The 13,367-nt window shown below is 27.4% G+C and carries 14 protein-coding genes; 10 read left to right on the top strand and 4 right to left on the bottom strand.

What is annotated here, in order from left to right:
- Positions 1 to 182 precede the first annotated feature (182 nt).
- From GQR92_RS04615 to GQR92_RS04605, 3 genes are all read right to left on the bottom strand, one after another.
- Positions 183 to 1,958: an AMP-dependent synthetase/ligase gene (locus tag GQR92_RS04615; protein WP_158838023.1), complete on the bottom strand. Its 1,776-nt coding sequence runs from the start codon at positions 1,956 to 1,958 to the stop codon at positions 183 to 185.
- 729 nt (positions 1,959 to 2,687) lie between these two features.
- Positions 2,688 to 3,482: a pentapeptide repeat-containing protein gene (locus GQR92_RS04610; RefSeq protein ID WP_158838022.1), complete on the bottom strand. Its 795-nt coding sequence runs from the start codon at positions 3,480 to 3,482 to the stop codon at positions 2,688 to 2,690.
- Positions 3,483 to 3,733: 251 nt separating this feature from the next.
- Positions 3,734 to 4,543, bottom strand: coding sequence for a helix-turn-helix domain-containing protein (locus GQR92_RS04605; protein ID WP_158838021.1), 810 nt, complete (start codon positions 4,541 to 4,543; stop codon positions 3,734 to 3,736).
- A gap of 276 nt (positions 4,544 to 4,819) precedes the next feature.
- Between GQR92_RS04605 and GQR92_RS04600 the strand changes: the two genes are divergently transcribed.
- Together GQR92_RS04600 and GQR92_RS04595 are read left to right on the top strand one after the other, a co-directional pair.
- Positions 4,820 to 4,978: a hypothetical protein gene (locus GQR92_RS04600; RefSeq protein ID WP_158838020.1), complete on the top strand. Its 159-nt coding sequence runs from the start codon at positions 4,820 to 4,822 to the stop codon at positions 4,976 to 4,978.
- The gene (locus GQR92_RS04595) at positions 4,974 to 5,231 is read left to right on the top strand and encodes a hypothetical protein (RefSeq protein WP_158841977.1); all 258 of its coding nucleotides are present in this window, start codon (positions 4,974 to 4,976) and stop codon (positions 5,229 to 5,231) included. The genes GQR92_RS04600 and GQR92_RS04595 overlap by 5 nt, the downstream gene beginning before the upstream one ends.
- A gap of 273 nt (positions 5,232 to 5,504) precedes the next feature.
- Here GQR92_RS04595 and xerD read toward each other — a convergent pair whose 3' ends face one another.
- Positions 5,505 to 6,401, bottom strand: coding sequence for a site-specific tyrosine recombinase XerD (xerD, locus tag GQR92_RS04590; protein WP_158838019.1), 897 nt, complete (start codon positions 6,399 to 6,401; stop codon positions 5,505 to 5,507).
- A gap of 306 nt (positions 6,402 to 6,707) precedes the next feature.
- Here xerD and GQR92_RS04585 point away from each other — a divergent pair, with 306 nt between their 5' ends.
- The 8 genes from GQR92_RS04585 to GQR92_RS04550 all read left to right on the top strand — a co-directional run bounded on the left by GQR92_RS04585 (position 6,708) and on the right by GQR92_RS04550 (position 13,363).
- Positions 6,708 to 7,175, top strand: coding sequence for a hypothetical protein (locus tag GQR92_RS04585; RefSeq protein ID WP_158838018.1), 468 nt, complete (start codon positions 6,708 to 6,710; stop codon positions 7,173 to 7,175).
- A 124-nt stretch (positions 7,176 to 7,299) separates the two neighbouring features.
- Positions 7,300 to 7,803, top strand: a complete 504-nt coding sequence (locus tag GQR92_RS04580) for a transporter (protein ID WP_158838017.1) — start codon at positions 7,300 to 7,302, stop codon at positions 7,801 to 7,803.
- A 78-nt stretch (positions 7,804 to 7,881) separates the two neighbouring features.
- Positions 7,882 to 8,295, top strand: coding sequence for a type II 3-dehydroquinate dehydratase (aroQ, locus tag GQR92_RS04575; RefSeq protein ID WP_158838016.1), 414 nt, complete (start codon positions 7,882 to 7,884; stop codon positions 8,293 to 8,295).
- On the top strand, positions 8,296 to 9,228 hold the full coding sequence (locus tag GQR92_RS04570; protein ID WP_199269180.1) for a glycosyltransferase family 2 protein: 933 nt from the start codon (positions 8,296 to 8,298) through the stop codon (positions 9,226 to 9,228).
- Positions 9,225 to 9,896, top strand: a complete 672-nt coding sequence (locus GQR92_RS04565) for a GNAT family N-acetyltransferase (RefSeq protein ID WP_158838015.1) — start codon at positions 9,225 to 9,227, stop codon at positions 9,894 to 9,896. The genes GQR92_RS04570 and GQR92_RS04565 overlap by 4 nt, the downstream gene beginning before the upstream one ends.
- Complete coding sequence (rffA, locus tag GQR92_RS04560; RefSeq protein WP_158838014.1) at positions 9,887 to 11,008, top strand: dTDP-4-amino-4,6-dideoxygalactose transaminase; 1,122 nt, start codon at positions 9,887 to 9,889, stop codon at positions 11,006 to 11,008. Before GQR92_RS04565 ends, rffA begins: the two co-directional genes overlap by 10 nt.
- A 1-nt stretch (position 11,009) precedes the next feature.
- Positions 11,010 to 12,221 carry a hypothetical protein gene (locus tag GQR92_RS04555; protein WP_158838013.1) on the top strand — a complete coding sequence of 404 codons (1,212 nt, stop codon included), beginning with the start codon at positions 11,010 to 11,012 and terminating at the stop codon, positions 12,219 to 12,221.
- A 287-nt stretch (positions 12,222 to 12,508) separates the two neighbouring features.
- Positions 12,509 to 13,363: an ABC transporter permease gene (locus GQR92_RS04550; RefSeq protein WP_158838012.1), complete on the top strand. Its 855-nt coding sequence runs from the start codon at positions 12,509 to 12,511 to the stop codon at positions 13,361 to 13,363.
- Positions 13,364 to 13,367: the final 4 nt, after the last annotated feature.

The raw sequence follows: 13,367 nt of genomic DNA, 5'->3' as shown, positions 1-13,367 counted from the left end.
CGTTCTTTTTATTATTGCTTTATAAGGTTGGTAGAAAAATATTTTTAAGTTAATTTAAAAATGAGTGCTACTTAAATTGTACTATTTTTTATAATTTCTCTTTTTTTGTTTCATATAAAAAGCCTAGATTTTTTAATTATAAACCTAGGCTTTTTTATCTTTTGTTATTTAAAGTACTGTTTTTAGGCTCTATAAATTTTATCGAATAAATCTTTATAGATTTCCTTAATAACAGCTCGTTTCATTTTCATGGTTGGCGTTAAGTGCCCATCTTCTATAGACCAAACCTCTGGAGTAAGTTCAAAGCGTTTTATTTGCTCCCATTTACCAAAATTTTTGTTGCATTTATCCACTTCTTTTTGAATACGTTTTATAACGATATCAGAAGCTACTATTTCTTTATTTGTAGTACCAATATTTAAGTTTTTATGATGAATCCATTCTCTGATGAATTCAAAATTGGGTTGAATAAAAGCTGCAGGCATTTTTTCGCCTTCACCAATAACCATTACTTGTTCTATAAATAAAGATTGCTTAAGCTCGCCTTCTAATAAAGGTGGAACAACATATTTTCCACCAGAAGTTTTAAACATTTCTTTGGTTCTTCCAGTAATTTTTAGAAACCCCTCTTGGTCAAATTCACCCTTGTCACCAGTATAAAAATAACCATCCTTCATTACATTTGCAGTCCTTTCATCATCTTTGTAATATCCTAACATTACGTTTGGCCCTTTTACCAAAATTTCTCCATTTTCTGCAATTTTCACTTCAATACCTTTAATGATTTTACCCACAGTAGCAACTTTAAAACCACCATTCCTTTCATCATTTACAGAAATAACAGGTGATGTTTCAGAAAGACCATAACCTTCCATTATTGGCATTCCTGCTGCTGCAAAAACCCTAGTTAATCTTGGTTGCAATGCTGCGCTACCAGATACCATTAATTTTAATTCTCCTCCTAAAACAGCTTGCCATTTAGAAAAAATTAATTTTTTTGCTAATTTTAATTGTAGTTCATACCACCACCCATTTACTCCATAAGGCTCGTATCTTAAACCTAAATTAACAGCCCAAAAGAACAATCCTTTTTTAAAACCTGTTAAAGTTTCTCCTTTTAAAATTATTTTATCGTAAATTTTCTCGTATAAGCGTGGTACGGCGGTCATTACGTGTGGTTTAATTTCTTGCGCATTTTCAGCCAGTTTTTCTATAGATTCTGCAAAATAAATAGAAACACCACAATATTGATATAGATATAGAATCATGCGTTCAAAAATGTGGCAGATTGGTAAAAAACTTAAACCTATAGATTTACCATAATCAAACGGTACCCGTTTTTCTGAACTTAAAACATTGCTAACAATATTTTTATGAGAAAGCATTACTCCTTTAGGTTTACCTGTGGTACCAGAGGTGTAAATTAATGTAGCTAAATCATCTGTTTTTACATTATTTTTTCTATCATCAAGAATATTTTGATTACTTTCATCTTTTCCTGATTCTAAAACTTCATTCCAACTTTTTTCTCCTTTAATATCATCAAAAGTATAAACAGCAATTAAGTTGGTTTCTTTTTTTATTTTATTTACCTTTTTTAAAACCTCTTTATCTGAAACAAAACAATAAATAGATTCTGAATGATTTAATATATACGCATAATCTTCTTCAGAAATTGTGGGGTAAATAGGTACATTTTGTGCTCCTGTTTGTAAAATTCCGATATCTAAAATATTCCATTCGGTTCTGTTTGTAGATGAAATTACAGCAATCTTATCGTTAGGTTTTATACCCAAGTTAATTAAACCTCTACTTATTTGGTTGGCTTGATCTACATATTCTTGAGTTGTAATAGATTTCCAGCTACCATTTATTTTAGATGTAAACGCTTTTTCTAAATTATAGGTTTCTAATTGATAATAAGGAAAATCGAATAATCTTGTAATTTCTACTGCCATAGTTTATCATTTGAATAGGCAAATTAGGTATTTTTGATTGATTTAACAAATACTAATTATAAGAGTTTTTTATTGTGAATAATTTAATATTTATAGAACATTATTTATTTATTAATAATGATTAATATATTTTACTTAACTAGTTGTTTTATAGGACTAATTTTGTTGTGTAGTGTTTCTTGTTTTAAAAAATGTTTTTTTTATAATCAAGTTAAATAATAAAAATTACTTCTTTAAAAATAAAAAACTAGCCTTTTTATTAAAAAAAAAGCTAGTTAGTTTTGGTTTTAGTTAGCCCCCTAATTCTAACTACTCCATTAATGAGCGCAATTTATAATTTAATTAGGAATAAAAAATAGGTAGAAATACCTGTTTTATAAAAGTTTTGAAATTTGTTATATTAGAATTAGTTTTATAGACTATTTTAGGTGTTAAATATTGTGTTTTATAAAAAAGTAAGTCTATTTATAGAATGTACTGTGTTTTATAAAATTTTATTATTGCTGTGTGATAATTAAATGTAGATCTATAGGAAAGGTGTTAGAAACTACTAGTTTATTTTATATTGAAGTTGCATATTAAATACTAGTTTTCATAAAAATAAAAACTAGCTTTTTTAATTAAAAAAAAGCTAGCTAATTTTGGTTTTTGTTAGCCCCTTAATTCTAACTATCTCCATTATGGGTGCAATTTATAATTTAAAAAACAATAAAATACAGGTAGAAATACCTAATTTTTATCAATGGAAGTTTTATTGAAGCTTTTTCCGTTAATTTTGGTGTACTTAGCGTCTATTTCATAAGCTACGTGCATGTTTGTAATGTTAAAATCACCCGAAACTTTCATGTATTTAATATTTAAATCCTCTTTAAAAGTTGTGTTATTAAATGATACTCCGTTAGAAAAGTTAGTATATTTAAAGGTTGCAGTGTCTTTAAACAAAGCATTGTAAAAACTTACATTATTACTAAATTTGGCATATTTAAAAGTTGCAATTTCATTAAAAATGGTATTCGAAAAGCTAATTTTATTGTCAAATTTCGCATACTTAAAGGTGCTGTCATCATTAAAGGAAGTTCCAGAAAAATCAGTGTTTCTTTCAAAACGAGAGTATTTAAACATGGCTTTATGCTTAAAAATGCAGTTTTTAAAAATAGTTTCATCTTCAAAACTAGCTGTATATGTAAGTCCAGATGCTTCATCTGGTATATAAGCTAAAACATCATTTTTAAAAGTACAATTGATAAAAGAAATACGAACGTCTATTATTTTTTTAATTTCGTTTGTAGAACTATTTGAGTTCCAATTAAACCAGCTACTTTTCTTTTTAATGGGCATTTTTTTTACAGCATCATCCATATAAGTAAAGTCTAAAACACCAATAATAGTTACGTTGTTTATAGAAATTGCTTTACCTGCTTTTATATCTTTCATAATATCAGAGGCTTTTACTTTTTTCTGAGCAAGAGCAACTGTAATTATAAAAAGAAAAGAGAATGTAAGCAGTGTAATTTTATTTTTCATTTTTTAAGGCATTAAAAGGTTTACATTATAATGACCTATTTTTTTTTAAGTTGTGACACTATTTTAAATATTATTAAAAATTTTTTTTTAAACGTAAAAAAGACCAAATAATTAAATTTGATCTTTTTAGACTCATAGCAATCTATTAAAAATAAATTCACATAAATATTTCCCCCAAAACATTTATTATGTTATTAATAATGCCGCAAAAGTAATAAGAGTTATTGTTATAATGTTGTAAAAAATCGTAATTATAAATCTTTAGAATATGACTTTATAAGCGGATACTCATTTTTAAAGTAAGACTTAGGGGATTCTGGCATAAATAACTTAAAGTCTTTTAAAAAATGAGAATGATCGTAATAATTGTATTTATGTATGAGATCTTTTAAACTTAATTTTTTGTCATCGTATTTACGCATAAGCTTTGTAAAGCGAGATAACCTAATAAATTTACCAGGAGTTATACCAATAATTTTTTTAAATTTTGTTTCTAATGATTTTTGTGAAAAAGGCAGTATTTTTAGTAAATCTAAAACATTAATCATGCCTTCATTTTTATCAATATAGGCAATTGCTTTATCTATATGTTTTATATCATTATCTACAATTAACTCTAAACTTTCTATAAACGCTATAATGTTAGTTATAAAACTAGAAGGGTCTTGTTTATAATTTAAAAAAAATGGATTCATTCTTTTAAATAAATCTTTATCAATTTCTATTAAAGGAACAAGCCTATTGGTTAAGGTAGAAATATCTATTTGTAGTATTTTATATAAAGCTGTTGGGTGTAAATTAATGCCTACATTATAACTTTCGTCATTTACATGATAATGATAAGTACTTGAAAATTGGCCACTTATTGTAAGTCCTTGTAAAGGTGTTATTTCCTTATTAAAAAGAACTGTTTGCTTTTTACTAAAAATATATACAAGTGATGGTAATCCAATAGGTATTATAATTGTTTTAAAAGGTAAATCTTCTTTTGTAAAAGAGATACTAAATAAATTATTTACGATACCTCTAGAATCTTTTTTATCTAGAAATTTAAAATTCATGCTTTTTAAGGTGATTTTTATTTAGGAAACTTTGTTTTTTAGAAAGGATTTCTCTTGATTATTCTTTTTAAGAATGTATACATTTGTATCCAATTTATTATTGGCAAGTGCCCAACATAAAGTTTTTTAAAAGCTCATAAATTAATTAAATATTTAAATTAGTGGGTAAATATAAAAGAATTCGTCACAATTTAAAATAGGAGTAGTCTTTTACGTGGTAATAGCGTAGTTTTAAAATTAGAATTAGCAGGAACAAACGAATTATAAAATAAAAATATGAAAATTAAAGTTATCACTCTTGTAATTACCCTACTATTTATAAATAATTATTTAAATGCACAAAGATCATTTAAGTTAGAGCGTAGTTTTAATAAAGTTATTGTAAGCCAACCTGTAGAAGCAGTCGTTAAAAAAGGAACCCGAACCAAGTATTGAAATTAAAGATATTACTGTACCAATAGAAAAGTTTAAATACGAACTAAACAAAGGAATCCTACAAGTGTATTTGGTTGGTGCTAAAACAGATACTAATAATAAAAAGGTAACTAATAATTATCAGAATAGAGTAGTAAAAGTTATTATTACGTATGCAGATGTAAAAATATTTTCTTTACGAGGAGAAAAAAAAATTACATTTCAAACACCTCTTGTTCAAGATGAATGTAAATTACGTATTTACGGAAAATAGGAAGTTACCATAAAGAATATTATAGTAGATAAATTAGAGGTTGCTATTTATGGTCATCGTTTTTTAAACGAAACAAAAATAACGGTTTACAGAGATGGAACTTTTCAGTTTAACGTATCCGAAAAAATAAAAGTAAATTCTTATGGTGAAGCTACAGTGCTTTATAAGGGAGGTGCACAATTAAAAAAAGGAATTGTTATAGGAGAATCTAAAATACGTAAATTTTTTTAGTTTATTTTTTTTTCTTTATAGACAAATTTTTAAACAGTCTTTTTATTTTCTAGGATGATACGTTTCTACCACTTCTTTTAAGTAACTTTTATCTAAATGCACATATACTTCTGTGGTGGTAATACTTTCGTGCCCCAACATTTGTTGAATAGCTCTTAAATCTGCGCCATTTTTTAATAAATGAGTCGCAAAAGAATGACGCAACGTATGCGGACTGATTTTCTTTTTTAAGTCTATCTCTATAGATAGATTTTTTAGAATGATAAAAATCATCTGTCTGGTTAATCCTTTACCGCGTCTGTTTAAGAAAACCGTGTCTTCAAAACCTTTTTGAGGATTTATGTGTGTTCTAATAGCTTTAATGTAGCTTAAAATATATTTTTGAGCATTGTAATGAATCGGCACAAAACGCTGTTTATTTCCTTTACCAATAACACGTATAAAACCTTCTTCAAAAAATAAATCAGAAATTTTTAGAGTGATAAGTTCGCTAACACGCAAACCACAACTGTACATGGTTTCTAAAATGGTTCGGTTTCTTTCTCCTTGCGGATGACTTAAATCGATGGCAATAATCAATTGATTAATTTCGTCTTCAGACAAGGTGTCTGGTAATTTTCTTCCAATTTTTGGAGCTTCAATTAAATCTGTAGGGTTTATTTTTCTATAATCTTCAAAAATTAGATAATCGAAAAAACTACGCAAACCAGAAATAATACGCGCTTGACTTCTAGGGTTTACTTTTTTAGCAATCTCATAAATAAATTGCTGAATAGAATCTTCATTTATAGTAATAGGCGAGTGGGTGATTTCGTTTTCTTCTAAAAACAACATCAATTTTTCTAAATCTCGTGTATAACTATCAATTGTATTTTTAGATAAGCCTCTTTCTATTTTTAAAAATAGTTGAAAATCTCTAATTGCGTTTTCCCATTTCATAGGATAAAGATATTAAAACTTAATTATCAAATTGGTAGAATCTAAAAATTATGAAATATTCTTTTCGGAAAGGTTATACCAAATGAATTTTAAAATGATTGATAATAAATTTGAATTATTTTTTCTAAATATGCAATAGAAAATCTAATCATAGTCTTAGTTACGATTCTTTTTTATATTAAAATATTAAGGAAAAAGAAACGAATTTAATCGGTCATTTTGATGTTTATTTGGTATTAATAGTAAGTTATCGTTTTTTTAATCTTAAAATTTTTTATTATTTTTAAGATTAAAAAAAAGAACATTATGAAAAAGGTATTATTTATTATCTCTTTAGCTTTATTAGGGCTAAGGAGTATTAGTGCACAAGAAATGGGAGGTTTTTCTGGTTTTGCAGGGGCAACGTATCCATTATCTTCAGAATCTTATGTTGGTATCAATGTAGGATTTGAATATCTATTTACGGATGTAATTGCAGCAGCACCTAGTTTATCTTATTACTTTATAGAGGGTGTAACATCTGCAATTTTGAATATAGATGGACGTTATTATTTTAGAGGATACAAAAAATTAATATATTTTGGTTTAGCTGGTATTTCTTTATCATCCTATAAAATACATGATGGTTTAACTTTAAATGATACCGGAATTAGTATTGGTGGTGGATTGATTTATGGAGTAAGTGAAAATTTAGGCTTAATTGCACAATTAAAATATGGTTCTGTAAACTCAGGAGCTTTAGAGCCAATGGTTGGAGTTAATTTTAACTTCTAAAGTTATCTACATTTTTATACTCGAAAAAACAACCTATTTCATTTGAGTCAACTTTTAAAGCTAATCCGTTAATGGCAAAAGGAGTACTCATTTACTTTTGTCTAGAACTTTAAAAATATAAATTATGAAGAAATTAATGTTAGTTGCTTTTGTAACAATAATGGGTGTAAGCAGTATAAATGCACAAGAAGGTGTTTTAAATGGAGGTTTAAATATAGGGATACCTACTGGTGATGCTAATGATTTTTATGGATTAACTCTAGGGGCAGAGTTAAATTATATGTTTCCTGTTTCAGAAGGATTTACTTTAGGTCCGTCTGTACAATACTCTCATTTTTTTGGTAAAGATGTTGATGTATTTGGAGGGGAATCTATAGAGGTTTCTGATGCTTCTTTTTTACCAATATCTGGTGCTGCAAGATTTAATGTTTCAGAAAAGTTTGTAGTTGGGGCAAACCTTGGTTATGCAGTAGGTTTAAGTGATGATTTAGATGGTGGTTTTTATTATAGACCTGTAGTTGGTTATAAAATAGGAGATACTACACAGTTAAATCTTTCATATTCCGGAATCACTAATGATGGTGTAGATGTTAATAACATTAGTTTGGGCGTAATGTTCGGAATCTAAAATAGAAATATTGATTATATTTACGAACGGAAGCTGAAAAGCTTCCGTTTTTTTGTTTAAAAAATGTATTTTTGAATTATGAAGCTACTTATACTAAACGGACCGAATTTAAATTTATTAGGAAAAAGAGAACCAGAAATCTATGGTACAGAAACTTTTGAAGATTACTTTAGAACTCTTCAATTAAAGTTTAATGATGTAGAGTTATCTTATTTTCAGTCGAATAGTGAAGGTGCCATTATCGATAAATTACACGAAGTTGGTTTTAGTTTTGATGGCATTGTTATTAATGCAGGTGCTTATACACATACTTCTATTGCTATTGCAGATGCTATTAGTGGTATTACAACTCCAGTTGTAGAAGTGCACATTTCTAATGTACACAATAGAGAAGCTTTTAGACATAAATCTTATTTATCTCCGGTTTGTATAGGAGTTATTTTAGGTTTTGGTCTAAAGAGTTATGAGTTGGGAATTGAGAGTTTTTTGTAGGTGGAAAAAGAAATAGAAATATCCGTTGTAATTCCTTTATATAGATGTGCAAACACTATAGAAGAGCTATCTATAAGATTAATAAAGGTTTTTTTAAAATTAGATATTTCTTTTGAAATTATTTTAATAAATGACGGAAGTCCAGAAAATGATTGGGAGGTAGCTTCAAAATTATCCGAAGGAAATAACGAAATAAAATCTATCAATTTAAGTAGAAATTTTGGTCAGCATCCAGCAATTTTTTGTGGATTAGAACACTCAAAAGGGGAGTGGGTTGTGGTTATGGATGGTGATTTACAAGATGTGCCAGAAGAAATTGAAAAATTATACAACAAAACCTTAGAGGGGTTTCCTATTGTTTTAGGAGCAAGAGAAGAAAGAAAAGATACGTTTACAAAAAAGTTAGGTTCGTTAGTATTTTATAAGATTTTAAACTTTTTTACAGGGTCTAATTTATCACATCAAGTAGGTAATTTTGGGGTGTATCATAAAGATGTTATTCTTTCTGTTTTATCATTAGGAGATGCTATAAAGTTTTTACCTACCATGATTAACTGGGTAGGGTATCAGAAAATAACTGTACCTGTAAAACATGCAAAAAGGCTAGCAGGTACATCTAGTTACAGTTTTGGTAAACTATTAAGTTTGGCGTTTGATAATATTGTGTCATTTTCTAATAAGCCTTTAAAGATTTTTGTGAAATTTGGTTTTTTACTGGTATTTATAGCCGTTTTAATGATTGTGTATAATTTATACTTACACTTATCTAATCATATTGTAGTGCAGGGATATTCGAGTATTATTATTTCAATATGGTTTTTATCGGGTTGTTTAATTTCTATTATGGGGGTTATTGGCGTGTATCTAGGTAAAGTATTTGACAAAGTAAAAGCAAGACCCTCTTATATTGTATATCAAAAAAAGAATCTATGATAACGGAATATTTAGAATGGGATTCGAATTTTTTTGGAGTTGATGTTTATAAAAATAAATGCAAAAATCTTGTAAAAGCAAACGAAATACAGCTTAAAAAAGGATTAACTTATTTGTTTTGTAAAGAAGAGGTAAAGTTACAAGAGAAATCTTTATACGATGTTAAGATCACTTTTGCTAAAAGTCTCACAAAAAATAAACTAGAAATAGACCCTCAAATAATTTCTTATCCTTTACATAACAAGGTATCTAAAGAATTACTCAATTTAACTTATCAAAGTGGTCAGCATTCAAGATTTAAAATAGACCCTAAAATACCTAATGATAAATTTTTAGAATTTTATAAATTATGGATTTTAAACTCTGTAAATAGAAGTTTTAGTGATGAGGTATTTACCTATAAAATTGACGGAATTGAAGTAGGTATGATTACCTTAAAAAAGGATAAAGAAATCTGTAAAATTGGTTTGTTGGCTGTTGATGAAGGCCAAAGAGGTAAAAAAATAGGGAGTAAGTTAATGTTGGCAGCAGAAAAGTGGGCATTAGATAATAAATGTAAAGAAATATTGGTTGAAACTCAGGAACAAAATAAAATTGCTGTAACATTTTATAAGAGAATGAAATATAATATTGTGCAAAAAGAATATATCTATCATTTATGGAGGTAAATACTGTAATTCCATTTAACAAGCCTTATTTAACAGGAAACGAAACAAAATACATTGAACAAGCGGTTGCTTCTGGTAAAATTTCGGGTAATGGAATTTTTACGCAAAAATGTCAACATTTTTTTCAAGAACGTTACGGTATTCAAAAAGCTTTATTAACAACTTCTTGCACAGATGCTTTAGAAATGTGTGCCATCCTTTTAAATATAAAAGAAGGAGATGAAGTTATTATGCCTTCTTACACATTTGTATCTACAGCAAACGCTTTTGTGTTAAGAGGCGCTAAAATTGTGTTTGCAGATTCTAGAGCAGATCAACCAAATATTGATGAAAATACATTAGAAGATTTAATAACATCAAAAACAAAAGCAATTGTTGTAGTACATTATGCAGGCGTGGCTTGCGAAATGGATACAATTATGGCATTGGCTAAAAAATATGGAATTTACGTTGTAGAAGATGCAGCCCAAGCGATAGAATCTTTTTACAAAGGAAAAGCATTAGGAAGTATTGGTCATTTGTCGGCATTTTCTTTTCACGAAACAAAAAACGTAATTAGTGGAGAAGGAGGTTTGTTAGGTATTAATGATGAACAATTTATAGAAAGAGCAGAAATTATTTGGGAAAAAGGAACCAATCGTTCTGCTTTCTTTAGAGGAGAAATAGATAAATATGGATGGGTAGATGTGGGGTCTTCTTTTCTACCATCAGAAATCATTGCGGCTTTCTTATGGGCGCAATTAGAAAATTTAGAAGATATTCAGAATAGAAGAAAAGAAATTTGGAATACATATTATCAATTTTTTAAAGAAGAGGAAAAGGTGTCATTACCAATGGTGCCCCACTATGCAACAAATAATGCACACATGTTTTATGTGCTTTTAGCATCTTTAAAAAAGAGAAATGAGTTTATTTCTGGGTATAAAGAAAGAGCAATAAATCCTGTTTTTCATTATGTAAGCTTGCATTCTAGCCCTTATTTTAAAGATAAGCATGATGGCAGAGAATTACCTAATTGCGATAGATATGCAGATACTTTGGTAAGAATGCCTTTGTTTTATGAGTTGGACCAAAAATGTGTTTTAAACATTAATTCTGATAGTTTAAAATAGGATGTTCGTAAAAATTTTCACACCAAAAAATACAAAGAGAGTTTTATATTTATTTTTGTTAGTAGGCGTATTATTAACCATATTTTGGAATTTCCCTTTTAATTTTAAGGTTGGTGAAAATGATGGCTATATCAAAAAATTTGCTATTTTTAATAACACTAATTTATATACTGGTATCGCTTCAGGTACTTCTGTAGTTTATTTTTTAGCTTTAAAATTTTTAAACTTCTTTTTAAATAATATCAACAATAGCTTCTTTCTATTAAATCTGATAAGTCAAATAGCTTTTATTTTTATAGGTGTTAAACTATTTAATAAAGAAAAAAGTAAAGAGAGTAAAATTATTTATGCTTCCGTTTTGTCGCTTTTTTTAGTAAAAGGATTTCAAATGAAAGCATATTCTGGGAGTAGTAATGATTATTTGTTATCCGTATTTATTCTTTGGATTCTTTATGAAATTGTAAAATCTAGAAAAAACGTTATTTCAGATATAAAAATAGGGGTTTTAATGGCTATTTCATTATCAATTAGAAAATCTTTTATATTGTTTTTTCCGTTGTTTTTTATATTAGTATTTGAACAATACAAACTTAAAAATTACATAAAAACAGGTGTCTCTTTTTTGTTGATTTTACTAGTATTTCATTTTCCTGCAATTATAGAAAATCATACATTAAGTTTTTACTCTAAAGAACCAAATTCTACTACTTATAATTGGATTACAAGAAATTACTTAGGTTTAAAACGAATTTTTGAAGAAGGTTTAGCGTTTTCAAGTGGTAGTGTTTGGTCGTATTCTTGGGCAATGGTAGAGGAATATATCCAAACAGGAAAATTTATACCGAAATCATTAACAAGTGTTATAGCTAACGATCCTGCTGTTTTTATAAAAGCATTCGTTTATAATGTCGGTAGAAATTTAGTATGGACTCTTCGGTTTTCTGGAATAATAGCGATAGTTCCTTTTTTCTATAAAATAAAGTTATTTAATAAATACTTGGTAGCTTATTTTTCTTTTTTAATGATTATTTCTGCTGTAGGTTTTACGGTAACTGAGTTTAGATGGTTTTGGGGATATGATATTTTAATGTTTTTAGGAGGATATATGTATTTAAAAAGCATAAAAGAAAAACAACTAAAATTTTTAATTATAAGTATTTCACTGATAACGGTTTTGTTATTTAATGTAAGAACAATTATTAGTTTACTCTAGTTTGTATTCATTAATTAGTAATTTTAAGAAGGTATTTTGTGATTTTCTAAAAAATTAAGTAATACTGTTTAAATGCTTTAGTGCATCAATCTGATTTGTTACATTTGCGTTGATGTTAATTTTTGTAATATCATTCCCCCAGCTACTATTTAATAGATATTCTATAACTTTTTTTTAATATTTAAGAAGATTATTTTCTTTTTTAGATAAAAAAATAGAATTATGGTTGATATTAAATGTTAAAATCATAAATTGAATTATATTTGTTTTCTTAGAAAAATTAATAAATGAAGAAAGAAAAATGGCTTTTTGAAATAACGCCAAAAACAAGTCTTTTAGACTTAAATTTAAAAGAAGTTTGGCAATATAGAGATTTGTTAATTTTGTTTGTAAAAAGAGATATTATTACTTTATATAAGCAAACTGTTTTAGGTCCGCTTTGGTATTTAATTCAACCTTTATTTACATCGGTAATATTTACCTTAATATTTAACAATGTAGCCAGTATATCAACAGGCAGTGTACCTCCGTTTTTATTTAATCTAGCAGGTATTACTATTTGGAATTATTTTACAGCTTGTTTTTCTGGTACTTCAAATACTTTTAGTAATAATGCAGGTATTTTTGGAAAAGTTTATTTTCCTAGATTAATTATGCCTTTGGTTGCCATTATTTCTAATTTAGTAAAATTCGGAATTCAGCTGTTAATCTTTATGGTATTTTTTATCTATTATTATAATCAAGGAGCAGATATTAGTATTAATAAATATTTAATGTTGTTTCCTGTAATGGTTTTAATTATGGGGGCGTTAGGATTAGGATTAGGAATGATTATTTCTGCAATGGTAACCAAATATAGAGATTTAAATATTTTAATTGGGTTTGGCATGCGTTTGTTAATGTATATTTCTGCCGTTATGTACCCTGTTTCCTTTTTTGTAGAAAAGTTACCTAAATATGCTTGGGTAGTAAAATACAACCCATTGTCTTTTGTTATTGAATCTGTAAGGTATATGCTTTTAAATACGGGGGTTTTTGATGTTCAAATGTTTATATATACCATAATTACTACCGTAGTTGTTTTGTTTTTTGGAATTGTGGTTTTTAACAAAGCAGAAAAAAGTTTTATAGACACTATTTAACAAG

The sequence above is a fragment of the Polaribacter sp. L3A8 genome (assembly GCF_009796785.1).
Taxonomy (GTDB): domain Bacteria; phylum Bacteroidota; class Bacteroidia; order Flavobacteriales; family Flavobacteriaceae; genus Polaribacter.
This window is presented reverse-complemented; position numbering and strand designations above follow the sequence as displayed.

What these genes read in the sequence shown, in the direction of transcription:
- rffA (WP_158838014.1), top strand. Translation starts at nt 9,887, where the DNA reads ATGGAGGTAAATACTGTAATTCCATTTAACAAGCCTTATTTAACAGGA.
- GQR92_RS04565 (WP_158838015.1), top strand. Translation starts at nt 9,225, where the DNA reads ATGATAACGGAATATTTAGAATGGGATTCGAATTTTTTTGGAGTTGAT.
- GQR92_RS04600 (WP_158838020.1), top strand. Translation starts at nt 4,820, where the DNA reads ATGAAAATTAAAGTTATCACTCTTGTAATTACCCTACTATTTATAAAT.
- GQR92_RS04610 (WP_158838022.1), bottom strand. Translation starts at nt 3,482, where the DNA reads ATGAAAAATAAAATTACACTGCTTACATTCTCTTTTCTTTTTATAATT.
- GQR92_RS04615 (WP_158838023.1), bottom strand. Translation starts at nt 1,958, where the DNA reads ATGGCAGTAGAAATTACAAGATTATTCGATTTTCCTTATTATCAATTA.
- GQR92_RS04555 (WP_158838013.1), top strand. Translation starts at nt 11,010, where the DNA reads ATGTTCGTAAAAATTTTCACACCAAAAAATACAAAGAGAGTTTTATAT.
- GQR92_RS04605 (WP_158838021.1), bottom strand. Translation starts at nt 4,543, where the DNA reads ATGAATTTTAAATTTCTAGATAAAAAAGATTCTAGAGGTATCGTAAAT.
- GQR92_RS04580 (WP_158838017.1), top strand. Translation starts at nt 7,300, where the DNA reads ATGAAGAAATTAATGTTAGTTGCTTTTGTAACAATAATGGGTGTAAGC.
- xerD (WP_158838019.1), bottom strand. Translation starts at nt 6,401, where the DNA reads ATGAAATGGGAAAACGCAATTAGAGATTTTCAACTATTTTTAAAAATA.
- GQR92_RS04585 (WP_158838018.1), top strand. Translation starts at nt 6,708, where the DNA reads ATGAAAAAGGTATTATTTATTATCTCTTTAGCTTTATTAGGGCTAAGG.
- GQR92_RS04550 (WP_158838012.1), top strand. Translation starts at nt 12,509, where the DNA reads ATGAAGAAAGAAAAATGGCTTTTTGAAATAACGCCAAAAACAAGTCTT.
- aroQ (WP_158838016.1), top strand. Translation starts at nt 7,882, where the DNA reads ATGAAGCTACTTATACTAAACGGACCGAATTTAAATTTATTAGGAAAA.